At 72.1% G+C, this 24,863-nt stretch carries 16 protein-coding genes; 2 read left to right on the top strand and 14 right to left on the bottom strand.

Annotated features, from left to right (window positions below; genetic code table 11):
- Positions 1 to 2: 2 nt before the first annotated feature.
- A complete protein-coding gene (glf, locus tag N555_RS0116550) occupies positions 3 to 1,190 on the top strand; it encodes a UDP-galactopyranose mutase (protein ID WP_029432612.1) in 1,188 nt (395 codons plus the stop codon).
- A gap of 8 nt (positions 1,191 to 1,198) precedes the next feature.
- A complete protein-coding gene (locus N555_RS0116545; protein WP_029432611.1) occupies positions 1,199 to 3,166 on the top strand; it encodes a glycosyltransferase in 1,968 nt (655 codons plus the stop codon).
- A gap of 61 nt (positions 3,167 to 3,227) precedes the next feature.
- On the opposite strand, the gene N555_RS0116540 is transcribed toward N555_RS0116545, so the two are convergent.
- The 14 genes from N555_RS0116540 to N555_RS0116470 form a co-directional block, all read right to left on the bottom strand.
- Positions 3,228 to 4,130 (bottom strand): galactofuranosyltransferase GlfT1, encoded by a 903-nt coding sequence (locus tag N555_RS0116540; RefSeq protein WP_029432610.1) that lies wholly within the window; start codon positions 4,128 to 4,130, stop codon positions 3,228 to 3,230.
- A complete protein-coding gene (locus tag N555_RS0116535; RefSeq protein WP_231502874.1) occupies positions 4,127 to 4,888 on the bottom strand; it encodes a galactan export ABC transporter ATP-binding subunit Wzt/RfbE in 762 nt (253 codons plus the stop codon). Before N555_RS0116535 ends, N555_RS0116540 begins: the two co-directional genes overlap by 4 nt.
- A 1-nt stretch (position 4,889) precedes the next feature.
- Positions 4,890 to 5,726: a galactan export ABC transporter permease subunit Wzm/RfbD gene (locus tag N555_RS0116530; RefSeq protein WP_029432608.1), complete on the bottom strand. Its 837-nt coding sequence runs from the start codon at positions 5,724 to 5,726 to the stop codon at positions 4,890 to 4,892.
- Positions 5,727 to 5,802: 76 nt separating this feature from the next.
- On the bottom strand, positions 5,803 to 8,757 hold the full coding sequence (locus N555_RS26970; RefSeq protein ID WP_029432607.1) for a hypothetical protein: 2,955 nt from the start codon (positions 8,755 to 8,757) through the stop codon (positions 5,803 to 5,805).
- On the bottom strand, positions 8,754 to 9,257 hold the full coding sequence (locus tag N555_RS0116520) for a hypothetical protein (RefSeq protein ID WP_029432606.1): 504 nt from the start codon (positions 9,255 to 9,257) through the stop codon (positions 8,754 to 8,756). Before N555_RS0116520 ends, N555_RS26970 begins: the two co-directional genes overlap by 4 nt.
- Positions 9,258 to 9,318: 61 nt before the next feature.
- Entirely contained in the window at positions 9,319 to 12,297 is a 2,979-nt protein-coding gene (locus N555_RS0116515) for an N-acetylmuramoyl-L-alanine amidase (RefSeq protein ID WP_034511181.1), read from the bottom strand.
- A gap of 489 nt (positions 12,298 to 12,786) precedes the next feature.
- Complete coding sequence (locus N555_RS0116510; protein ID WP_051684161.1) at positions 12,787 to 14,985, bottom strand: acyltransferase family protein; 2,199 nt, start codon at positions 14,983 to 14,985, stop codon at positions 12,787 to 12,789.
- A 129-nt stretch (positions 14,986 to 15,114) separates the two neighbouring features.
- Positions 15,115 to 15,855, bottom strand: coding sequence for a glycosyltransferase family 2 protein (locus N555_RS0116505; protein WP_029432603.1), 741 nt, complete (start codon positions 15,853 to 15,855; stop codon positions 15,115 to 15,117).
- Positions 15,855 to 16,637: a glycosyltransferase family 2 protein gene (locus N555_RS28390; RefSeq protein WP_051684160.1), complete on the bottom strand. Its 783-nt coding sequence runs from the start codon at positions 16,635 to 16,637 to the stop codon at positions 15,855 to 15,857. Before N555_RS28390 ends, N555_RS0116505 begins: the two co-directional genes overlap by 1 nt.
- On the bottom strand, positions 16,634 to 18,862 hold the full coding sequence (locus tag N555_RS0116495) for a lysylphosphatidylglycerol synthase transmembrane domain-containing protein (RefSeq protein ID WP_029432601.1): 2,229 nt from the start codon (positions 18,860 to 18,862) through the stop codon (positions 16,634 to 16,636). Before N555_RS0116495 ends, N555_RS28390 begins: the two co-directional genes overlap by 4 nt.
- Positions 18,862 to 19,452 (bottom strand): HAD family hydrolase, encoded by a 591-nt coding sequence (locus tag N555_RS0116490; protein ID WP_029432600.1) that lies wholly within the window; start codon positions 19,450 to 19,452, stop codon positions 18,862 to 18,864. The genes N555_RS0116495 and N555_RS0116490 overlap by 1 nt, the downstream gene beginning before the upstream one ends.
- Before the next feature lie 70 nt (positions 19,453 to 19,522).
- The gene (locus tag N555_RS0116485) at positions 19,523 to 19,963 is read right to left on the bottom strand and encodes a GtrA family protein (RefSeq protein WP_029432599.1); all 441 of its coding nucleotides are present in this window, start codon (positions 19,961 to 19,963) and stop codon (positions 19,523 to 19,525) included.
- Entirely contained in the window at positions 19,960 to 22,389 is a 2,430-nt protein-coding gene (locus tag N555_RS0116480; RefSeq protein WP_029432598.1) for a hypothetical protein, read from the bottom strand. The genes N555_RS0116485 and N555_RS0116480 overlap by 4 nt, the downstream gene beginning before the upstream one ends.
- Positions 22,390 to 22,636: 247 nt before the next feature.
- A complete protein-coding gene (locus N555_RS0116470) occupies positions 22,637 to 24,616 on the bottom strand; it encodes an arabinofuranosyltransferase (protein ID WP_029432597.1) in 1,980 nt (659 codons plus the stop codon).
- Positions 24,617 to 24,863 lie beyond the last annotated feature (247 nt).

Raw genomic sequence — 24,863 nt, 5'->3', positions numbered from 1 at the left:
CCGTGACCTCAGCGAGACCTGACCTCGTCGTCGTGGGTTCCGGCTTCTTCGGACTGACCGTGGCGGAGCGCGTGGCCACCCAGCTCGACAAGCGGGTGCTCGTCATCGACCGCCGCGACCACATCGGCGGCAACGCCTACTCCGCCCCCGAGCCCGAGACGGGGATCGAGGTGCACGTCTACGGCGCGCACCTGTTCCACACGTCCAACGAGCGGGTCTGGCAGTACGTGAACCAGTTCACCGAGTTCACGAGCTACCAGCACCGGGTCTTCACGACCTACTCGGGGCAGACGTACTCGTTCCCGATGAACCTGCTGACGCTGTGCCAGTACTTCGGCAAGAGCTTCTCGCCCGACGAGGCCCGCGCGCTCGTCGCCGAGCAGGCGGCCGAGATCGACGCCGACAACGTGACCAACCTCGAGGAGAAGGCGATCTCCTTGATCGGCCGCCCCCTCTACGAGGCGTTCGTCCGCGGGTACACCAAGAAGCAGTGGCAGACCGACCCCACCGAGCTCCCCGCCGCGGTCATCGCGCGACTCCCGGTCCGCTACAACTTCGAGAACCGGTACTTCAACGACACCTACGAGGGCCTGCCGGTCGACGGCTACACCGCCTGGCTGACCCGGATGGCCGAGCACCCGAACATCGAGGTACGGCTGTCCACCGACTACTTCGACGTCCGGGACGAGCTGCCCGCCGACGTGCCGACCGTCTTCACCGGCCCGATCGACAAGTACTTCGACTTCGAGGCCGGCGAGCTGGGCTGGCGCACCCTCGACTTCGAGACCGAGGTGCTCCCGATCGGTGACTTCCAGGGGACGCCGGTCATGAACTACGCCGACGAGGACGTGCCCTACACCCGGATCCACGAGTTCCGGCACTTCCACCCGGAGCGGGAGTACCCCACGGACAAGACGGTCGTCGTCCGCGAGTTCTCGCGGTCCGCCGAGACCGGTGACGAGCCGTACTACCCGATCAACACCCCCGAGGACCGCGCCAAGCTGGAGCGCTACCGCGAGCTGGCCAAGAAGGAGGCGGCGGACAAGCGCGTCCTGTTCGGCGGCCGGCTCGGGACCTACAAGTACCTGGACATGCACATGGCCATCGGCTCGGCGCTGAGCATGTTCGACAACCGCATCCGTCCCTTCTTCGACGAGGGCGGCTCTCTCGACGGCCGCCTGGAGGACTGACCCGCCTCATGACGACGACCGACCTGACCGTGGACCCCGACGCTCCCGTCTCGCCCGAGGTGGTCAGCGAACCGGCTCCCGAGGACCTGCTGCCGGGCAAGGCCGTCGAGCTGCTGCAGCGCGTCCTGATGCCGCGCCCGGCCGACCAGCTCAAGGTGCGCAGCCTGTACCTCGACGAGGTCAACTCGCCGCGGGTGCGGTGCGCCGACCGCTTCACCGTGCAGGTGCCGGCCGCGGCCGAGCTCTCGTTCGCCACCTACTTCAACGCCTTCCCGGCCAGCTACTGGCGGCGCTGGAGCGTGCTGGAGTCCGTGGTGCTGCGGGTGACCGTCTCGGGCACCTGCCGCGTGGACGTGTACCGCTCCAAGGCCGACGGCGAGTCGATGCACGTCACCGGCGCGGTGCACGAGGGCGGGGACGAGCGGACGCTGGAGTTCGAGCTCGACCTCGGCCCCTTCATCGACGGCGGCTGGTACTGGTTCGACCTGACGACCGACGACGAGACGACCGTGCGCGACGCCGGCTGGTACGCCCCCGTCGCGCCGGTGGAGCAGCCGCGCCTGGGCATCGGGATCTGTACGTACAACCGGCCCGTCGACGCGGTGGCGGCGCTGACCGCACTGGTCGAGGACGCGACCGTGCGCGACGCGCTGCACCTGGTGACCGTCGCCGACCAGGGCAACAACAACGTGAAGGACGTGCCGGCCTACGCCGACGTCGCCGCGGCACTCGGGGACCGGCTGCGGATCGTCGAACAGCCCAACCTCGGCGGGAGCGGCGGGTTCGCCCGCACGATGCACGAGTCGTTCACCCGCAGCGACGTGACCCACCACATCCTGCTCGACGACGACATCCAGCTGGAGCCCGACAGCATCCTGCGGGCCCGTGCCTTCGCGGCGTACGCCCGCCAGCCGATGCTCGTGGGCGGTCAGATGCTCGCCCTGCAGGACCGGTCGGTCCTGCACACGATGGGCGAGATCGTCGACCGGTCGAATTTCTTCTGGCGCAACGCCCCGCACACCGAGTACTTCCACGACTTCGGGGAGCACTCGCTGCGCAAGTCGCCGGAGCTGCACCGCCGGATCGACGTCGACTACAACGGCTGGTGGATGTGCCTCATCCCCCGCCCGGTGTTCGAGGCGATCGGCATGCCGCTGCCGGTCTTCATCAAGTGGGACGACGCCGAGTACGGCCTGCGGGCCTTCGCCGCCGGCTTCCCCACCGTCTCTCTGCCCGGGACGGCCATCTGGCACCTCTCCTGGGGCGACAAGGACGACGCCAGCGACTGGCAGGCGTACTTCCACATCCGCAACCGGCTGATCGCGGCGGCGCTGCACTCGCCGCACAAGCACGGCGGCCGGCTCTTCAAGGAGATGCTCAAGGCCGACCTGCGGTTCCTGATCACGCTGCAGTACTCGACCGTCGAGCTGCACCAGACGGCCTACCGCGACCTGCTGGCCGGCCCGGAGGGTCTGTTCGAGGGCATGCCGGGCTCGGTGGGCCGGGCCCGCGAGAAGCGGGCCGGCTGGACCGACGGCCGGGTCATCCCCAACTCGGGCGACCTGCCGCTCCCGTCGATGAGCGCGGCCGAGGCGATCCGGTTCCGCACCATCCCGGTCTCCCCGGTCCAGATCGGCCGGACGCTGGTCTCGGCCATCGCGCGCAACGTGCGGCCGGTCGACGAGGGCTCGCGGGAGGTCCCGCAGCTGAACCTGTCGTTCCAGGACGCCCAGTGGTTCCTGCTCTCCCGGCTCGACAGCGCCACCGTCGGCACCGCGGACGGGCGTGGCGTCACGTTCCGCCAGCGCGACCCGCAGGCCTTCCGCCGGCTGTTCACCCAGTCCGGCCAGCTCCTGCGGCGGCTGTCCCGCGAGTGGCCGGAGATCCAGCGGCGCTACCGCGAGGCGGCCGGCGAGCTGACCAGCGTGGACCGCTGGGGCCAGGCCTTCGAGGAGTGGGGCTACACCCGCGTGTGACCCCACGCACGACGACGCCCGGACGGGGGATCCCGTCCGGGCGTCGTCGTGTCCGGGGCCGTCAGGCGCGGGTCAGGCGTTCGCGGCGGCCGGCCCGCGTGAGCCGCAGCCACTCCCGCCAGCCGGCCGGATCGCGGCGGGTGACGAGGAAGAACCAGGTGAAGCGGACGATCTCCAGCGGCCACAACCAGCGCATGCCGGGCTGGGCCATCAGGTAGCCGCGGTTGCGGTAGGTGAAGAAGCGCTTGACCTCGTTGCCCGGGTACTGCGCGGAGAGCCGGCCGCCGAGGATGGGCTCGAACTCCGTCGTCCCCTCCGGGTGCAGGTAGGCCGCCTGCGTGCAGGTGCCGAAGGGCAGCCCGGACCGCAGCAGCCGACGGTGGATCTCCGTCTCGTCGCCGCGGAAGAACAGCCGGTAGTCGGGCACGCCGACCGCGTCGAGCGCGTCCGCGCGGAACAGCGCCCCGTTGAACAGCGAGGCGTACCTGGGCAGGATCTCGATGCCGCGGAAGTCGCTGCGGTTGCGGCGCCAGCGCAGGCCCCGGCGCAGCGGGAAGGCCAGCCGGTCGGGGTCGGCCATGTCGGTCACCAGCGGGGACACCTCGGCCAGCCCGTGCCGGCGGGCGGCGTCGAGCAGCGTGGCGAGCACGGTGTCGTCGGCGGGACGGCCGTCGTCGTCGGCGCACCACACCCAGTCCGCGCCCAGCGCGAGGGCGTGCAGCATCCCGAGGGCGAAGCCACCGGCACCGCCGAGGTTGCGCTCGCTGGGCAGGTAGGTGACCGGCAGGCCGCAGGCCCGCACGGCCTCCTCGGCCGGCTGGTCGGGTCCGTTGTCGACGACGACGAGGTGGTCGACCGGCCGGCTCTGGGAGGCGAGGGCCGTGAGACTCGCCCGCAGCAGCTCCGGCCGGTGCCGGGTGACGACGACGGCGACGACCCGCTCGACGGCCGTCGGCGGCGTCACGCGCGGTCGCCCTTGTAGGCCCGCAGCACGTCCTCGAGCTCGCCGTGCTGCCGGATCTGGCCGTGCTCCATCCAGATCGCGGTGTCGCACAGCTCGCGGAGGAACTCGTCGGAGTGCGACGCGAAGACGAGCAGACCGGAACGCTCCACGAGCTCGGACAACCGCTTCTTCGACTTCTCCAGGAACGCCGCGTCGACGGCACCGATGCCCTCGTCGAGCAGCAGGATCTCCGGGTCGATGCTGGTGACCACGCCCAGGGCGAGGCGCACCCGCATGCCGGTCGAGTAGGTGCGCAGCGGCATGCGCAGGAAGTCGCCGAGCTCGGTGAAGTCGGCGATGTCGTCGATCCGCGACTCCATCTGCTTGCGCGTCATGCCGAGGAACAGGCCCCGGACGACGATGTTCTCCAGGCCGGTCACCTCGGGGTCCATGCCGACGCCCAGGTCGAACACGGGGGCCACGCGGCCGCGCACCTCCGCCTGGCCCCGGGTCGGCTCGTAGATGCCGGAGAGCAGCCGCAGCAGGGTCGACTTCCCGGCGCCGTTGTGCCCCACGAGCCCGACGCGGGCCCCGTGGCGGAGGTCGAGGGTGATGTCCCGGAGCGCCTCGATGATCGGCACCTTGGTGTCGCTGGCGATGTTGCCGCCGACGAGTCCCATGACCGTCTTCTTCAGGGAACGGCTCTTGGCGTCGAAGATCGGGAAGTCGACGCAGGCGTCCCGGGTGGTGATGCTGACCAGCGAACTGTCCTCCGACATGTCAGACCCAGTACGAGACGCGGGAGCGGAAGCGCCGGAGCGCGTACAGGGTGAGTGCCCAGCCGACCACGGTGATCACCAGGACCACGATCCAGTGCCGGAGGTGCTGCTCGTGGCCGAGCATCGGCTGGCGGATGATCTCCAGGAAGTGCAGCAGCGGGTTGAACTCCACCAGCCGCGCACGCTCCGCGATCGCCGTGTTGGGGCTGTTGACCAGGTCCTCGTAGATCCAGACGATCGGCGTGAGGAAGAACAGCAGCTGCACCAGGCTCTGGGTGATGGGCGTGAGGTCGCGGAACCTGGTGGTCACGATGCCCAGCAGCAGCGCCACCCACGCACCGTTCAGCATGAGCAGGCCGAACGCGGGGATCGCCGTGAGGCTGCGCCACGTGAGGTCCTGCGGGAAGACGATCAGCATGACCGCGTAGACCACGAGGTTGTGGCCGAAGAACAGGGTCTGGCGCCACACGAGCCGGTAGATGTGCACCGACAGCGGTGCCGGCAGGTGCTTGATGAGGCCCTCGTTGGCGATGAAGACCTCGGAGCCCTCGCTGATGCACCCGCTGATGAAGGCCCACACGATGAACCCGACGAGGATGTAGGGCAGCTGGACCGACAGGTCGTTGCCGAACAGACCGGCGTACAGCACACCGAGCGCGATGGCCGTGACGGCCATGCTGATGCTGATCCAGACCGGTCCGAGGACCGATCGGCGGTAGCGCTGGCGGATGTCCTGCCAGCCGAGGTGGCCCCAGAGCTGGCGCTGGCCCCAGCCGCCGACGAGGTCGTCGACGGCTCTGCGCCAGCTCCGCACGCCGGGTGCAGCCGTCGCAGTCATGCGCCCCACGCTACCTGCGGGATGGGGGGTCGGAGTCCGGCACACCGTCGGGCCGGACCCTTCCGCCACACCTGGATCAGGAGTACTGCACGCTCGCCGTCCCGGTGTCCCCCGACACCGTGATCGACCCGCGCTGGAACGACTGCCGCGTGCCACCCGGCACCGTCTGCAGGTCTCCGGTCGGGTAGCCCAGCCGGCCCTGCTCCCAGCCCGTGCCCGCCCACGCGTCGAGGACCGCCCCGCGCAGGACACGGGCGCCACCGGCCGGGCTGGAGTAGATCGCACCGCCCTGGAAGTAGGCGTACCGGCCCTGGCCGTCCGGCGTCGCGGTCACGTCGGTGGTCGGGTAGCCGAGCGGGCCGGTCTCCCAGCCACCGCGCGCCCAGGCGTCCAGGACCGGGCCGGCGAGCACGTGGGCACCCGTGGCTCGCGTCCAGTAGACCGACCCGCCCTGGAAGTGCACGTACTGCCCCAGCCCGTCCGGGGTGGTCGACACGCCGCTGACGGGGTAACCCAGCGGGCCGCGCTCCCAGCCACTGCCGGCCCAGGCGTCGCGGAACACCGTCGGGAGCACCCGGGCGCCCGTCGCCGCGGTCGCGTAGATCGAGCCCCCGGCGAAGTGCTGGTAGCTCGCCACGCCGTCGGGCGTCCGCCCGGAGTCCGTCGTCGGCAGCCCCAGGACGCCGGTCGCTCCCCCGGCCGCCCGGTAGGCGGCGAGCAGGTCGGCCGGGACGGCGTGGGCTGCGGTGCTGGACGCGGCGTACACCGCGCCGCCCTGGAACGGCTGCACCGTCGCTCCGGCCGGCAGCGGCTCGGCGGCCGCTCCGCCGCCGACCGTCGCGGGATAGCCCAGCGGCCCGTGCTCCCAGCCGGTCCGCCCCCACGCGGCGGCCACGGCCGACGGCAGCGGGAAGGTGCCCGACGCGGTCACGTAGATCGACCCGCGCTGGAAGTGGCCGTAGTCGGCGAGCCCGTCCGGCGTCCGGCCGACGTCGCTGGTCGGCAGCCCCATGGGGCCACCCGCTCCACCACCGATGCTCCAAGCGGACAGGACCGGGCCGGCGAGCCGGTGGGCACCGGTCGCCTGGGACCAGTAGACAGAACCCCTCTCGAACTGCACGGCCTGGCCTGCGCCGTCGACCCCTGCCTGGTCAGCCACCGGGTACCCCAACGCCCCGTTTTCCCAGCCCATGGCGCCCCACTTGGCGACGATCGGGCTCATGAGGATGCGGGCACCCGTCGATGCCGTCCGATAGATGGACCCGTTCTGGAAGTGCGCGAACGTGCCACGCCCGTCCGGCGTCGCCCTAACGTCGGTGACGGGAAGGCCCAGCGGGCTGTTCTCCCAACCGCTGGCCGCCCACCGGTCGTAGACGGGCCCCGAGAGGACGTGCGCGCCCGTCGCCTGGGACCAGTAGATCGAGCCTCGCTCGAAGTGCACATACTGGGCCGCGCCGTTGGGCGTGCTCGTCTGGTCCGACACCGGGTAGCCAAGCGGCCCGTTCTCCCAGCCCGTGCCGCCCCACGAGGTGACGACAGGGCTCATGAGGATGCGAGCACCTGTGATCTCGGTCCGGTAGATCGACCCGTTCTGGAAGTGAGCGAACGTGCCCCGCCCGTCGGGCGTGGTGCCGACGTCGGTGCGAGGCAACCCCAGGGGGCTGTTCTCCCAGCCGCTGGCCGCCCAGCGGTCGTAGACGGGACCGGAGAGGACATGAGGACCGGTCGCCTGCGACCAGTAGATCGAGCCCCGCTGGAAGTGCGCATACTGCGCCGCGCCGTTGGGCGTCGTCGTCTGGTCCGACACCGGGTAGCCCAGTGCTCCGAACTCGTAGTTGAGCGACCCCCACTTGTCGCGGATGGCGCTGGCGACGACATGCGGACCGGTGGCCGGCGACCAGTAGATGGAACCGCCCTCGAAGGCCTGGAAGCAGCCCCCGCCCGCCAGCCCACACAAGCCGTCGCCCACTGGGTACCCCATCTGACCGGCTTCCCAGTAGCCCGTGCCCCACTTGTCCCGGACCGCGCCGTACCAGACGATCCGCGCCCCCGTGCCCTGCGACCAGTAGATGACGCCCTGCGCGTAGGACTGCAGGCAACCACCGTTGCGCAGGCCGCAGATGACGTTGCCCCGGGTCGCGCCGAGCGGTCCGGTCTCCCCGCCGGTCTGGGCGTAGCGGCCCGTCACCTCGCTGGCACCCGGCACCTGGGTCGAGCCGAACCAGTCGGTGTACTGGAACCAGAAGTTGCGGTTGCCGTAGCTCGAGCAGCCGTCACCCGTCCTCGGGTAGGAGGACAGCGACGCCGCATTGGGCTGGTAGGGCGTGTAGTTGTACAGGCCCGCGGTGGCCTGGTTCTCGAGGAACACGGGCGAGGACCCGCACTCGGGCTCGGTGTCGTAGCGGATCTGGACGGTCGCGCCCACCCGGCGACCCAGGTACCCCGGGTTGCCCGCGTACCACTTGTACCGCCAGGCGGCCATGTAGACCTGGTTGTACATACCGAAGTACGCGCTGTCGCAGGGTGCGGTGTCCGGGCAGGCGTACCCCGTGGCCTTCTGGTACCGAGTCCCGTTCAGGTCGTTACCGCTGAGCGTGACCAGCCCCTGCTCCTTCTGCAGGAGGACGAGGAGCACCCGCTGGCTGATCCCGCAGGCCTGGCCGGCCTTCGCGATGATCGTCGCCGCGGTCTCGTCGGGAGCACCGACGTAGGCGCCGCGGCAGTACGCGTCCGCCGGACGCGTGTAGGTGGTCTGCCGGGCGTTCTTCAGGCAGGGCGTGCCGTCCGCGGCGGGGCGGCAGTTCGGGTTCTTCTGGTTGAGGAACGTCTGCACGGCCGCGGCCGACATCGCGTTGCCGTCGAAGAACAGCTGGTCGCTGATGATGTTGCCCGGGCGGAACTGACTAGGGTCCGCGGCCTCCTCGAGCTGCGGAGCCAGAGCCGGCGTGGGCGCCGTCAGCACCGCGGTGCCGGCCGCCGCGACGGCGACGCCCGCGGCCACCACGGCCAGGAGGCGGCGCAGACGGGTCACGGGGCCACCTCGACCTCGACCGGCGCGGACTCGCCCGACGTGGTCTCCGACTCGTAGCGCAGGACCACCGTCCAGGTACCGGACCGCAGCTCGTCGCCGGGCAGGGCCAGGCCGTCGCAGACCGTCGTCGTGGCGTCGGCGATGCCCTCGGTCGTCGCGCGGACGACGTTGCCGTCCCGGGAGACCTCGAGGGTGCAGGTGCCGCCGTCCTCGACGACCGGGCTGATGTAGCCGGAGCCCAGGAGGGCGGCCTCGGCGGGGTCCCACTCGGCCTGGGTGAGGACGACGTCGGTGGTCGCCGGCCGCGGCGGGTCGGTGGCGGCCGTCTCCCCGGCGGGGGGCTCGGTCTCCTCGGACGCCGGGGCCGACGAGGACGACGACGTCGCGGCCGGCCCCTCGGCGGCCGCGGTGTCGGTGTCGGGGTCGTCGGACGAGCAGCCGGCGAGCGGGAGCAGGGCGGCCGCGACCAGGACGAGAGCGGAACGGGTACGGACGGTCATGGCGAGCTCCTCAGGACCGGGCGGAGCCGGTCGGTCGTTCGGGACGGGGCGGCAGCGTGGGTCACCGGACGGTGACGGTGGCCGCGCCCGTGCTGGTGGAGACGGTGATCGAGCCGTGCTCGAAGTCGGTGCGGGTGCCGCCGGAGACCGCGACCGGGTCCGACGTCGGCCAGCCCAGGCGGCCCTGCTCCCAGCCGGTGGACGCCCACGCGTCGAGGACCGCGCCGCGGAGCACGCGCGCTCCCCCGACCTGGCTGGAGTAGACGGCGCCGCCCTGGAAGTAGGCGTACTGGCCGCGGCCGTCCGGGGTGGAGGTGACGTCGGTGGTCGGGTAGCGCAGCACGCCCTGCTCCCAGCCGGTCCGCGCCCAGGCGTCGTACACCGGCCCGGCGAGCTGGTGGGCGCCGGTGGCCCGGGTCCAGTAGATCGAGCCGCCCTGGAAGTGGGAGTAGAGGCCGAGCCCGTCCGGCGTGGCCCCGGTGGTCGACACCGGGTAGCCGAGCGAGCTGTTCTCCCAGCCCCGGCGGGCCCACAGGTCGTAGACCGCCCCGCGGACCGCGTGGGCCCCCGTCGCCGCCGTCGCGTAGATCGACCCCGCGGTGAAGTGCTGGTACGAGGCGCGCCCGTCCGGGGTCGTGGCGACGTCGGTGGTCGGTGCGCCCAGGACCGCGGTCCCGCCGGCGGCGGTCACCGCGGCCTGGAAGGCGGAGCTGACGGCATGCGTGCCGCCCGGGCCGGTGACGACGACGCCGCCCTGGAAGCGGACCTCCGTCGTGCCGCTCGAGCCGGCCGCCGTCCCGGCGCCGGGCGCGGGCGCGGTCGGGTAACCCAGCGGGCCGCCCTCCCACCCGGTCCGTCCCCAGGCCTCGACCACGGCCGCGGGCAGGACCGACGTGCCGAAGGCCGTGGTGGCGTACACCGAGCCGTTCTGGAAGTGGGCGTACCGGGCCTGGCCGTCGGGGGTGGTCCCCGTGTCGCTCACCGGCAGGCCCAGCGGGCTGTTCTCCCAGCCCGTCGCGGCCCAGGCGCTGTAGACGGCGCCGGTGAGGATGCGCGCGCCGGTCGCTTGGGACCAGTAGATCGACCCGCCGGCGAAGTGCACGTACTGCGCCCGGCCGTTCGGCGTCGTCGTCCAGTCAGACACCGGGTAGCCCAGCGGTCCGTTCTCCCAGTTCTGCGCCGCCCACCGATCACGGATGGCGCCGCCGACGGTGTGCGCGCCGGTCGCCTGAGACCAGTAGATGGAGCCGTTCTGGAAGTGTGCGAAACGGCCGGGCGTGCCCGGGGTCGCGGCCACGTCGGTCAGCGGAAGGCCCAGGGAGCCGTTTTCGAATCCGGCGCGACCCCAGGCCTCCATGACCGGGCCCTGGAGGATCCGAGCACCCGTGGCCTGCGACCAGTAGACCGAGCCGCCGGCGAAGTGCACGTACTGCGCCCGGCCGTTCGGCGTCGTCGTCCAGTCAGACACCGGGTAGCCCAGCGGTCCGTTCTCCCAGTTCTGCGCCGCCCAGCGGTCCCGGATCGCGCCGCCGACCGTGTGCGCACCGGTCGCCGGCGACCAGTAGATGGAGCCGTTCTGGAAGTGGGCGAACAGGCCGCCGCCGGCGAGCGGGGTGACGTCGGTGGTCGGGTAGCCCAGCGAGCTGCGCTCCCAGCCGAGCGACGCCCACTTGTCCCGGATGGGCCCGCGGAGCACGTGGGCCCCGGTCGCGTTCGTCGCGTAGATCGAGCCGCCGGCGTAGTGGGCGTACGCACCGATGCCGTCGGGCAACCGGGTCGGCGGGGTCGAGACCGCGCCCAGCAGCGTGCGGACGGCGGAGTCGGTGTCGTAGCGCTGCTGCACCAGGGGGACCGCCGAGCCGAGCATCCCGGAGACCTTCGACCGGATCTCCCCCAGCCGGGCGTAGCCGTACTGACCGGGGCAGGCGGTGCTGCCGACGTCGCGGTGGCCGAAGATGGTGGGCAGGTCGACCGCGACGCCCTTGGCGTACCGGGCGGTCCCTCCCCCACCGGAGACCAGCGTGGTGCGGCCGTTGGGGTTCACGCCGTACAGGGAGAACTTCCAGGCGATGATCGCCGCGACCGCGTCGACCATCGGCTGCGTCGTGTTGACGGCGTCGTAGTTGCCCAGCATCGAGACACCGAAGGTCCCGGTGTTGAACCCGCCCGCGTGCGCCCCGATGACGGTGGAGGCGAGCCCGCCGTCCCGTCCCTCCCAGAGCCGGCCGAACTTGTCGACGACGACGTTGTAGCCGATGTCGCCCCAACCCAGCTTCTGGGCGTGATACGTGTAGATGTTCCGCAGCATCTGCGGCACCTGGTCGGCCGTGTAGTTGTTCGAGTCGGCGGTGTGGTGCAGCGTCGCGGCCTTGATCGTCGGTGCGTACTCGGGGTCCCAGGTGCGGATGTTCGGGTCGGCACCCCACTGCTCGCGGGAGTACACGTCGGGCATCGCCATCGCGGCGTCGGCGGTGTCCTGGATGTCGGGGGTCCCGAGGTTCGTGTCGGCCGGGCTCTGCTCGCTGCCGATGAGGTCGAGCTGCACGTCGGTGGGCGCCGCGCCGGACCGGGTGACCAGCTCCACCTCGACGCCCGTGCTCGGGCCGGTCCACAGCGGGGCGGTGCCGCCGCGCAGCGTCTCCGGTGCCGCGTGCTCGTCCGACCCCGGGCCGGCGTCCTCGGTGCCGACCTCGGTCCACGTGCCCCACGTGCCGGCGGCGTCCTGCACCCGTACCTGGACGAGGACGTCGGTCACGGCGGCGTCGTAGGCCCACGTCACACCGACGAGCGAGAACTCGTCGACGCCCGTCCGGTTGACCGTCAGCACCGGGGCGGCGTCGCTCACGCCCGCGACCGGGTCGGTCGTGCCCTCCTGCACGTCGGCGGCCGCGGCCGGCTCCTCGACCGAGCCCAGCTCGATCTCCTGGGAGGAGGCCTCCACCGGGACCGGCTCCGGTCCGGGATCGGCGTAGACGGGGAGGATCAGGAAGGTGCCGGTGAAGGCGACCGAGGCGAGGGATCCCGCGATGAGGCGGCGCACGAGGGGGTCCTCCGGTGGATCGTGGGCGGCGTGCCCTGCAAAGGGCACATCTCTCCAAGGGCAGCATCGGCAACCACCGGCCGGATCTTGAGTCGAGGAACGCGTGTCAACATGTCGACCTCGCCCCATGCGTCGCGCCTATCCCACCGGGCTCGGGAGCCCGCCCATTGCCGGATGGGCTTGGTCACGAGGGCGTGGCGATGGCCGGCGCAAAGTACGTCGGCGGGGACGAGGCGGCAGCCCTCGCCAGCCGGTCGCCGGCCGATCGGCGCGGTGGGCAAGGGCTTCGACCCGCGAGCCGCGATGTCCTCGGGACACGAGGCATATTCGGACGAGCCGTAACCACCTGTGCCGGTCGGCCGCACCGGGCGAGATGTCGGGGCGTCGACTCAGGGGCCGGCCAACGGTCGCAGGCCGGTGTCCCCCCGATCAGGCCAGCCATCCCGACGCGGGCCGGACGTGGGGACGGCTCGTCAATGGAGCCACGGGTTAGATGAGGCCGATCTCGGTACTGAGCACCGGTCCGAGGCTGCGGGCGAACGTGTCGGTGAGGTGGTTGTCTCTGTAGACCAAGACGTTCCCGACGACCCCCGGGCACACCCGGTCGTTGCACAGGTGGTCGCTGAGGTCGACCACCGAGACGCCGTCCATCCCCTCAGCCGCCAGCAGGAGCGGGTCGCTGCCCTCGGGCAGGGCCTCCGCCCGGGTCATCGAGCACTCGGTGCTCTCGGGACCGTGCTCAGCAACGCAGTCGGGCCCGTCGTAGGTCGGGAATGGCACGTCCCGGATCACGACCAAGCGGATACCGGCGTCGACGATCGGCTGCCACAGAGAGCGGTAGCCCTCCACCAGTTCGCCGGTGTCGTCCCATGTCCAGCCAAGCGCGTCCGCGTAGCCCCGCGGGGTCATCGCCGAGGTCACCACGACGTCGGGGTTCAGGTCCAAGACCTCGTCGAGGATGCGCGCATCGGCATCGACGCAGCCCGTGGGACGCGCGCCATCGACCACCAGCGGTGAGGCGTTGAACGGGCAGCCAGCCCGGACCATGGCCTGGACGCGCCAGCCATAGTCGGAGCCGGCGTCGGCCAGGACGGTGCTGAACTGGCTGGCGTGCGAGTCCCCCACCAGGACCACGACCTGGTCGCTGTCGACGTCGCCGAACGTGCAGGCCGCCGGATCAGTCACCCCGGGCTCGTAACTGTCGCAGACGCCGGACATGGTGATGGAGCGGTCATCGGCGGCCACGATCGGGTCCGGCACAACCTCGACGCCTTCAGAGAAGGCGGGAAGGTCCTCGGGGAGCTCGTCCCGGCCACCGGGGTGGTCGGCGTCCAGGCCGGCGGTTGAAGCGGAAGCCGCCCGGATCGAGACGTAGGCCAGCGGGACGGCGGCTACGACGACCGACGTGGCTACGAGGCCGCCGGCCAGCAGGGCCGCGGAACGTGAACCGCTGGACCGCTCCCTACGCCCCGGTCGCGGTCGGGCAGAGCGGAACGGGGCCTCGATGAATTGCGTCGAGGCCCACGAGAACGCGATGAGCACCGCGACAAGGGCGACTCCCTCCACGGCGGTGGGCTCGTGGCCGCTCAGATGGATGAAGAAGACAATGACCGGCCAGTGCCAGAGGTACATCGAGTAGGAGACGTCCCCAATGAAGCGCGCGGGACGCAGCCCGAGCAGGGCCGTCACGCTCACGCGGTGCCAGAAGTCGCCCGGACGCGTGGAGTCGACCGGCGAGTGCGGCATCCACACCACCGCCAGCGTGCCGAGCACCGGAATCGCAGCCAGCCAGCCGGGGAAGGCCATCGTCGTGTTCAGCAGGAGCGCCGAGGCGCCAATGGCGAGGACGCCGGCCCACCCCGCAGCCCAACGCACAGACTGACGCCCGGGCGCCCTGAGGACGCCCACCGCCGCGAGCCCGCCAATGGCCAGCTCCCAGATCCGGGTTGTCGTCGCGAAGTACGCGACGTCGTGGTTACTGGCCGAATAGGTGATCGAGTGCACGAAGGACAGCAGCGCGACGCCGGACAGCACCCAGACGATCGCTACCTGCGGGTCACGACGTAGCCGGGTCGCCGCGGCAACCGTGCCAAGCAGGAGCACCGGGACGAATAGATAGAACTGCTCCTCCACGGCGAGCGACCAGAAGTGCTGGACGGAGGAGACTGCGGCTGTGGCCTCGGCGTAGCTGCCGGCACCAAACGCTAAGGCCCAGTTCTGGACCTGCAACGCGGAGGTGATGACGTCCAGCGCCGTCGCCCGCCACCGACTGACGGGCATGAGGAGCACCGTCGCTACGACGACCGCCAGCAGGACGACCGTCGCCGCCGGCAGCAACCGCCGGACACGACGGGCGTAGAACTGGCCGAGTCGGATCGTTTGCGTCTTGATCGCCTCACGCGACAGCGACCCGACGATCAGGTAGCCCGAGATCACGAAGAAGACATCCACGCCGACGAAGCCACCCGGCAACCGGTCGGGCTGGAGGTGATAAGCGACCACGAGCAGCACCGCCAGGGCTCGGAGCCCCTGGATGTCGTGCCGCTGCGGGTGGTGGCCGGTCCCCGGCTTCGACGCGGCCAGTCGCGGCCGAGGCGGCAGGGGCGGCGTCGCAACCAGGCGGGAGGCGCGGGAGGTGTCGATGGCCGGCTGTGCCACGGGGGGCATGGGCCTCGTCGTCGTGTCCATCGCCTGCCATCGTGGCATCTTCCGGACCGGTCCGTAACGAAGCAAACACCATGTGTCACTGACGCCTCAGCTCGAACCCCCGTTCCTCCCGGCAGCACCCAGAGACGCTAGGCCCCCACGGTCCAGTGGTCAGACCGGCAGGCCGGTGGCCTGGTAGGCGGCCAGCTCCTCGGGCGTGCCGAAGCAGTAGAAGTCCCCGCGGACCAGGCCCACGCGCCGGCCCGACGAGATGAGCTCGTTGAACACCAGCGACACGTAGTACTCGGGCATGGCGGCGTCGATCTGCCGGGCCATCAGCCGGTCGGCGGCGTCGAGAAAGACCCGCGCCGTGGTGAACGAGTAGACGCCCATGAGCGCGTCGGAGGAGATCGCCTGCTTCTCGGCGGTGCGGACGACGAGGCCGTCCGCGCCCACCTCGGCGAAGCTGTAGCGGGGCAGCACCGAGGAGAACGACAGCAGCAGCCCGTCGAGGCTCTCCTGCGCCACGGCGTCGGCCAGCACCCGGAAGTACTCGGCGCTGTCGAAGGCGATGTCGCAGTCGATGATGACCAGCGGCTGGTCCGGGTCGAGGGCCTCGCGGGCCACGAGGCAGGTCTCCACCGCACCCCGGGTGTCGTGGTCCAGCAGCACGATGCGGGCGTCGGGCTGGGCGGCCAGCACCCGGTCGGCCAGCCCGTGCTCGGCGTCGTCGTCGGCGCGGACCACGACGGTCACCGTCTTCTCCCCCACCCAGGGGTCGAACGAGCGCAGCGCGCGCTGGAACATCGGACCGCCGTCGACCTCGATGAGCGGCTTGGGCGTGCTGATGCCGACCTTGCGGAAACGCGTGCCCAGACCCCCCATCGGCATGAGCACCTGCAGGGTGGCCATCAGCGGACCTCGTCCCACTCGTAGTCGCGGTCGGTCGCCGGCTGCGACGTCGGCCGGCCCAGGCGCCAGAGGGCGAGGTTGCGCAGCGCCGTCCGGAAGATGTTCCAGTTCCGGGCGTTGGACACCTGGTCCTCCTCCCGCCAGGAGATCGGGAGGTAGGCGAAGCGCACCTTCCGGCGGACCAGGTCGAGGATGAGCTCGTAGTTGAACGTCAGCTGGTTCGCGAACCGCAGGTACGTCGCCGGGTCCAGGTCGCGCAGTGCGAAGAGGTTCAGCCCGGAGCCGAGGTCCTGCAGCGAGCGCAGCGTCACGACGCTGTAGACGCCGTTGAGCACCCGGTTGCCCCAGACCCGCTTCGCGTCGTAACCGGCCAGCTGGGAGTGCCGGCTGAACCGTGAGCCGAGCACGGTCTGCGTCTCCGGATGGGCCTGCGCGTGGTCCAGCAGCAGCGCGAGCTCGTCGCTCTTGGCCTGGTTGTCCCCGTGCAGGATCACCACGTGGGTCATCCCCGCGGCCCGGGCGTGCTCGAAGGCCACCTTGTGCGTGCCGCCGAGGCTGTTGTTCTGCCGGTTCCGGAACACCCGGAGGTTCGGCAGCCGGCCCGAGCGCTGGTACTCCAGGGCCCGCTCGAGGGTGTCGTCGGTGCTGCGGTTGTCGATCACCCAGATCTCCTGGACCCGGGCGGCCACCTCGTCGGGGATCTCGTCGAGGACCCGGCCGATCTGGGGTGCGCAGTTGTACGCCGGGATGGCGACGACCACCTTCTGCGGGACCGCGTTCACCGTACGAGGACCTCCTCGTCCACCGGCGCGTCGCCGAAGACGTCGTCGTCCTGGACCGCGACGGCGGGGAGCTCGTACTGGTCCAGGAAGCGGTTCAGCGCCTGGATGCAGGCGCCGTAGTACTTGAGCACCGTGCCGGAGTTGATCGCCACCCGGTGGGTCAGCATCCGGCCGTAGAAGAGCCCGACGTGGAACAGCACCGCGCGCTGCTCCGAGGGCAGCAGCCGGCGCGGCATGATCTCGGTGGACACGAAGTCGGCCAGCTCGGCGTAGCGCGCCGAGCGGGCGTCGCGGTAGGTGATCTCCGGGACGCCGCCCTCGGACTCGCCCAGCAGGACCGGGTCCTCGTCGTCGTTGAGGAACTCGTAGCCGTAGAGCAGCGACTGCATGTGCCGGGCGAAGTCGATCACCGGCCCGCGGATCTGGTTGTCGTCGGAGGGGTCGATGACCAGGACCCGGTCGGTGGGCAGGTCCACGAGGATGTTGTCCACCGTGAGGTCGCCGTGGATGTTGGACGACGAGCGGAACGTCGCGAGGTCCTCCCACGCGTCGGGGTGGGCCTGGATGCGGGCGAGGACGCGGTCGAAGTTGTCCAGCTCGATCCCGTTGACCTCGATCCGGTCGCCCTTGAGCGCCTCGGCGAGCGCGGGGTGGGACTCCGCGGCGGTCCGCACCCGGAGGACGAACCGCTCGGTGACGTACTCGTCGCGGACGTCCGGCCGGTGCTCGAGCGCCCCGATCTGGTAGACGCGCGAGTACATGTAGTCCCAGACCTCGGCGATCTTCGCCTGGCCGGCCGCGAGCTGGTGCTCGTGCACGTACTCGAACAGCGGGACGCTGCTGGGCCGGTACTCCAGGTCGATGGCGTAGTGGTCGGTGGACTGCTCCTCGCGCAGCACCGTGACCAGCTGGTCGTGGTCGCCACGCTCGGCGAGCCAGTCGTGCTGGTTCTTCAGCCGGTGCGCGTACTCCGTGGGCACCATCTTCTTGACGAAGAGCTCCCCCGACCCGTTGGTCGCCAGGAGGGTGACGGCGTTCGACCCGCCCTTGAAGAAGCGGACCAGGCTGACGTTGCCCTCGACCTCCAGCCGGTGCATCACCGTGCTCAGGTGCTGGCGCTGGAAGTACGAGTCCAGGAAGTGCGTCATCGAGCCGGAGATGTCCTGGTCGCGGCCGAGCTTGTTCACGTACCGGTCCGAGGGCGCCAGCTCGGCGCCCGCCAGCGGGGCGCTCGTGCGGCGGGCCCAGTTGACGAACAGTGCGACGACGGCGACCACCATGACCGGCACGTTGGAGACGACCCACGTGGCCGCGGCGAAGACGATCACCTGCGTCGCCTCGAGGTCGGTGCTGCCGTCGAGGAAGCCCTGGATGTCCTCCAGGTACCCGCCGGGCTCGCCGTTGCCGACGCCGGAGCTGACCGCAGCGGCCGGCGCGGCGGCGGCCGCGATCGCGTCACTGCCGCCCAGCCCGGTGAAGACCACGGCACCGACCAACAGGGCGGCGGCGAGGTAGCAGGCCCAGGAGGCGAGGGCCAGCACGCCGTAGCGGGCCACCTGGCGACGCTGCCGGGAGAAGCGCTGGAAGCCGAAGATGACCGACCACAGCTTGAAGCGGGCGCGGTTCTCCAGATCGGTGTTGAGCCAGCTGGAGGCCCGCCAGGCCATCCGCATGAGGAAGCGGTTCTCCCGCACGAACGCCGCGAAGGCGACGACGGCCGCGAGCGCGACGACCAACGCGGACGCCGCCGTGAGCGCGAGCACCCCGGAGCCGGGGTTGCCGATGACGGCGAGGAAGACGAGGAACGCCACGGACACCAGGACGACGTCGATCAGCCGCTCCAGGACCACCGCCAGCAGCGTGTACAGGAAGCTGATCCGCAGCGTCTTGGCGATCAGGTAGGACCGGACCACCTCGCCGACCCGGAACGGGAAGACCACGTTGAACAGGTAGCCGATGGACAGGTGCCGGAACTGCCCGGCGAGGCTGCCCCTGCGCACGTTGTCGATGACGACCTTCGTCCGCGCCGCCCGGAGCACGTGCCCGACGAGCTGGACCAGCGCCGCGACGCCGAGCACGACCCACTCGCCGCCGGACAGGTTCTCGCGGAGCAGCGTCCACATCGACTCGAGGACCGACCAGCACAGGGCGGCGAAGACGACGAGCGCGACCAGTGCGACGACGATGAGTGCGAGCCGGCCGCGGGAGTAGCGAGGGAGAGCCATCAGAAGTGCGGCACCTCGAGGACGGGGATGCCGGCGGCGAGCGCGGCCTGCCGGCCGGTCTCGGAGTCCTCGAAGGCGAGGCTGCGGGCGGGATCGGCGCCCAGCACCCCCAGCGCCCGGAGATAGCCCTCCGGGTCGGGCTTGCTGCGCTCGACCTCGTCGCCCCAGACGACGACGTCGAACAGCGGGGTCAGCCCGTGGGTCTCCAGGATCTGCCGGCCGTTGACCGACTTCGCCGTGCTCACCAGCGCCGTCCGGTGCGTCGGCGCCACCAGCCGCAGGAACGCGATGAGCGCGTCGTTGGCCGTGGTGCGGTCCAGCAGGTCGGCGTACCGGCGGCTCTTGTCGGCCCGGATCGTGTCGATCCCGGCGCGGTCGATGCCGGGCAGCAGGTCGGGGATGAAGTCCCGCGAGTCACGGCCCCACGTGGTGGCGAACTGCTGGGGGCTCAGGTCGTGTCCCGACGCCGCGAACGCGTCGCGGTAGGCCTGGTAGTTGGCCTCCCGGGTGTCCACGAGGGTCCCGTCGAGGTCGAAGAGGAGGGCCTCGACGGTCCCCGGCGCCGTCGTGGCCGAGCGTGGCTCCCCCATGGTGTCCCTCCCGATCACGTGCTCTCCCCCTCGCGCCGCGCCGGGCGTCCCCACCCGGCGGCTCCGCGCCTCACGCGCCCACCGGACGACGGTCGGGCCCCGGTTCCGCGTGTCCGGCCGGCTCCGTGGCCGCCCGGTGGAACAGCAGGCGGCTGAAGACGAAGTTGGCGGCGAACGACGGCGGCAACGAGGCCAACTTACAGATGAAGGCAGCCCACCCGGTCTGCTCGTGCAGGACCTCGATGAACACCGAGAACACGGCGATGGAGACGACGTACCACCCGACGAAGAGGAGGAACGACGTCCGCGACCGGCCGCTCTGGAAGGCGTACCGCGTGACGAACAGGTAGACGACCACGACGGCACACCCCGCGCTGAGCACGTTGGCCGCCCACGGCGGAGCGCTCAGGGCCACGGCCGTGGCGAAGACCCCGAGGTCGACCATCAGCCCCAGACCCGAGCCGAGCAGGAACCGGACGAGCTGGTGCAGGAGCTGGCGACGGTCGCTCATCCGCGGGCCTCCGCACGACGCGAGAGCAGCGCACCCCCGAGCGCGGCCAGCCCGATGAGGACGACCCCGACGACGGTGGCCGGGACGACGAGCCCGGCACCGGCCGGGGCGTAGGCGAGCTCGAGCCGGCCGCCGTCCACGCCACCGGGCAGGTCCACCGCGAGCGCCGCACCGTCCACGGAGGTGACGGGCACCTCCGCGCCGTCCAGCGTCGCGGTCATGCCCGGGTAGTACGGGATGCGCGTGGCCAGCGTGCCGCCGGCGTCCCCGGTGGAGACGACGTAGCGGTCCATCGGCTCGCCGGCCCGCGCCAGACCGGAGGTCCAGTCCTCGGGCGACACCGTGACGTCGCCGGTGACGGCCGTGACCCGGCCGGGCAGCGCGTCGCCGCGCTCGAACCGCAGCCAGGTGTCGTTGCCGGCGACCTGTCGCCAGTTCTCCTCGAGGTGCAGGCGCACCTCCTCGGGCGCGTCCGCCGACAGCAGCACCGTGTCCGCCGACATCAGGTCCAGCCAGGTCACCCCGGTGTCGCCCGCCTCGGCGAGCAGCTGCTCGGGTCCGGAGCACGTGGCGCCCCACACGGTGCGGCACCAGTGGTCGTTGAGCGCGGACTGCCAGACGGCCAGCGAGGCGAAACCGGGCTTCATCCCGGCGACGACGTTGCCGCTGCCGTTGACGACGCCGTCGGCCCAGCCGCGATCGGCGTCGAAGCCCCAGGTGACGACCGTGAGCGTCTCGTCCGGGGCGACGGACCGGTCGCGGTAGGCCTGGACCGTCGTGCCGACGTCGCGGCCCGGGTCCAGGGCGCGCAGCGGGGCGCCGTTCGCGTCGGGCTGCGCCTTGATCGCCTCGTCCCGGTCCTGGACGGCGACCATCATCTGCTCGCCGATCGGGAAGCCGGTGGCGACGGCCAGCACGAGGAGGGCCCCGGCCAGCGAGGGGAGCGCCCGCAGCCGCCCGGGGACGGCGTCCGCCCGGGGCGGCACAGCGGACTCCTGCGGCGGGTCCGGCTGCCGGTCGTCGTCGGACGGCGGGCCGTCGGCGGCGACCGGGGCGGGACGGGACCGGAGCACGACCACGAGGGCGGCCAGGGCGACGAGGCTGACGATCAGCCCCAGGACGTGCCAGCCGACGAGCGCCGGGGCGCGGGAGAGCGACAGCGCCGCCTGGGCGCCGGCGATGCCCGCGGCGGCGATCACCCGGCGCCGGGTGAGCAGGGGCGCCACCGTCAGCGCGATGAGCACGAGCAGAGGCAGGAAGACCTCGACGTAGACGACGTAGCGCAGCGGGTAGCGGAACACCGCTACCGTCGTCGGCAGCTGGGTGGCCACCACCGCGGCCAGCCAGACCAGGCCGGCGGTGACGACCCCGGGCCGGCGCCATGCGGTGCGCCAGTCGACCAGGGCCGCCGCGGGCAGGGCGACGAGCGCGGTGGCCAGCGCCGGGGCGAGGCCGATGTCACCGGTCCAGGCGTTCGTCTGGCCGAGCAGGGTGGTGCCGCCGAGGAGGACGTCGGCGAGGTTCGGCACGGCGAAGCCGGCGTTGCCGACCAGCGGGTCGGCCTCGGGCCGGCCCATGACCGCCGACATCTGCAGGGTGGAGAGGAAGGTCGGCAGGGCGACGACGAGGCCGCCGACGCAGGCCGCCGCCCGGGACAGCGCCCGAGGGGTGAGCAGCGCGGCCCGCCAGGAGCCGGCCTCCGCCCGGTACTCCAGCAGCTGCCCGACGATCAGCAGGGCGGCGAAGGGGAAGGCGTACGGGTTGCCCGAGGTCAGCAGCGCCCAGGTGGCCAGGCCGGTCACCAGGACGCCGGCCGCGGAGCGGCTGCGCAGCCCGAACCACAGCCAGGGCAGGCAGGCGGTCGCCCACAGCAGCGGCCACCAGGAGCTGCCGTACCAGAGGAGGAAGCCGCTGGAGCCGATGCCGACGGCGCCGGCCACCGCGAGCGCCGGCGCGACGCGGTGCTGCAGCAGCACGGCCAGCGCGCCCGCGCCGAGCACGAGGACCATCCCGGCGCCGTAGGCCCAGGAGATGAAGAGGAAGTCGTCCGAGCGCGACAGGAGCGCCTGGGCCAGCCAGTGCAGGGGGTCGAGCACGCCGTACTGCATGTCGGCGACGAAGTTCCCGCCCATGCCCAGGTCCGGGTCCATGAGCGGGGGCCGGCCGCCGTCGGCGTTGCCGCCCAGCCACCACGTCATGGGGCCGAACTGCGCCTGCGAGTCGTCGAACCAGAAGAAGCGCGGCGCCCAGTGCCGGACCAGCAGCAGCTGGAGGCATTGCACGAGCAGGTAGGCGCCGAAGGCGAGGGCGATGCCGCGCACCCCGCGGCGGGCCCGGGACGGGGCGCCGGCGGGAGCGGAGGCGTCGACCCGCGGCTCGGCATCCCGGTCGAGGACGGCGGCACGCGAGCCGGTGGATGCGGTCATGGAGGAGGCGGCCTTCTCGGTCTCGTCCGACGAGGACAGTCATGCCGACCGGGCCCCGGCACCGACGCCGCGTTCCCGGGTCCGGGCCGGGGTCGTGATCGGCGGGTCGAGCGGGATCGACTGTAACCACGGCGCCAGGCGCACGGGGTGAACCGGTCCGGTCCGCCGCCCCCCTGTTCCCGTCGCCCACACGAGTCCCACCGACCTCGCCGCGCGCCTCCCGGGAGGGGCGGGAGGACGCCGGTCCTCAGCTCCCGGGGCGGACGAGGACGGCGAACGGTCCGACGTCCTGGCGGTACCAGCCCGCGAACACCGCGGGGTCGAAGACGACGTCGTAGAGGTGGATGTTCGGGCTGCCGGGGAAGGTGTCGGACCGCAGCTCGAGGTGCAGCCCGTCGTCCTCCGGACGCAGCACGAAGACCGTGGGAGCCCGCCACGGGGCGGCGTCCAGCCGGGCCAGGAACTCCGCCTGCGAGGAGCTCGTCGCGAGCGTCTCGACGAACTGCGACCGCTCCGTGTAGTCGGCCAGCGGGTTGGCGTAGTGGGGGGCGTTGGCCTGGAAGCCGCGGTAGGGGTACACGGCCAGCAGGGGGTAGTTCGTGGTGAGGACCACCAGCTCGTCGGCCGGCTGTCCGGTCCCCGTGTCGATCGCTGCGGCCAGGCCGTCGATCCACCCCTCGTCGGCGTCGGGGACGGCCAGGCCCCGCGCGTTGAGCCCACTCGGGTAGGGGTCGTTGTGGGCCACCGCCACCTGGGGGTCGAGCTCGCGGACGTTGTCCCGGAGCGTGACGGTGCCCAGCAGGATCCCCAGGACCGTGAGCACGGCGAACACACCGCGGACCTGCCCGTCGGACCGGACGGGCCACCGGCGCCGGGCGAGCTCCCAGGCGCGCCGGAGCGCGAGGACCGCGGCCGCGGCCAGCGCCGTCTCCAGCACCGGCTCCGTGCGGAAGGCCAGCAGGGTCGTGTCGAGGCCCAGCGCGAGGGTGGACAGGCCGAACCAGGCGTAGACGCCGCCCACCAGGAGCGCGAGGGGCCGGCAGATCGCGGCGTCGCGACCCGTCCCGACGACCCCCTGCCACACCACGTAGACCAGTCCGACCGCCAGGAACGCCCCCCAGACGGAGGGCTCCAGCATGGGCGCGGGCAGCTGGGCGCCCTGCAGCGGGAGGAAGCGCGCCGCCGCGTTGTCCCCGCCCTCGCCCTGGAGCACCGCGAGGACGTAGCGCGCCCAGGCCGGCGCGGCCACCACCGCAGCCGTTCCCGCCACCACGGCCAGCGCCGGGAGCGTCCGGGCGAGGCCCGCCCGCCGGTTCCCCGGCCCGTCCAGCCACGCGCCGGCGACCGCGAGCCCGGCGAGCACGGCGGCGGCGAAGCCGCCGAGCAGGGTGTAGACGCTGAGCGACGCGCCGATGAACACGCCCAGCCCCACCAGGTGCGGCCACCGCCGGCGGGCCCCCGGGGCGACCGACCGCCAGAAGACGACGACGGCGGCGGGCAGCAGGGCGGCGATCGCCCAGGAGTACGGCTCGGTGGCGGCCTCGCCCAGGCCCGCGGCGACGACGACGAGCCCGATGCACAGCGCCAGCCGGGGTCCGACCAGCCGGCGCCACACCCAGTAGGCCGCCACGGGGACCACGCCCAGCGTGGTGAGGGCCCACGGCTTGTAGAACAGCCACGCCGGTACGCCGAACAGGTCCGCCAGGCGGCCCCCCAGCCAGAACCAGCCCGGCGGGTAGAAGGGCGAGATGTCGGCGTAGTTGATGTCGGCGAGGGCGGCGCTGTCGGTCAGCCGGGTGAGGTACTGCGTCCGGAACAGCTGGTCCTCGCTGAGTCCCATCAGGTAGTAGTCCGTCGCCGTCAGGGACAGCGCGACGGCCGTCGTCCCCAGGGCGGCCAGCACCGCCACCGCCAGACCCTCGCGGACCAGCGCCGGCATCCGGGTCCGGAGGAGCAGCACCGCGGCGACGGCGAGCCCGGCCACCGTCGCCCAGTCCATCAGCGCCACCGGCACGTTCGTGTTCGGGGAGACCGGCACCCGGTCGACCACCACCTGGACCGCGACGCTGACGAGCACGGCGAGGACGACGGCGGCCAGCCCGCCCAGCAGCCAGCGACCCTCCCGCGGTCCTGCCGCACGGGGGCGGGACGCCCCCGGGTCCGGCTGCGCGGGATCGGCCGGCACCGTCCGGTCGCGGACGGGACGGGAGCCGGTGTCGGTGCTCACTCCTGTCTCCCCCCTCGCCGGGCCGGTGTCTGCGGTGCACTGTAGAGAAGGGGGGACGCGGTGGAGGTCCGCCGCGAGGACGGCCGGCGGGCCCCGGGTTCCCCGCTGAGCAGCCAGGTCCCGTTCGTCCCACCCGCCTCGTGTCGGTCCGTCGCCTCCGTGGCCCGACCGGCCCGACGACCTACCCTCGCAGATGCGCCCCCGGGGTGGCCGACGGCCGCGCCAGGTGACGGAGGGGTCCCCACGC

The organism is Blastococcus sp. URHD0036, assembly GCF_000701365.1.
Lineage (GTDB): Bacteria > Actinomycetota > Actinomycetes > Mycobacteriales > Geodermatophilaceae > Trujillonella.
This window is presented reverse-complemented; position numbering and strand designations above follow the sequence as displayed.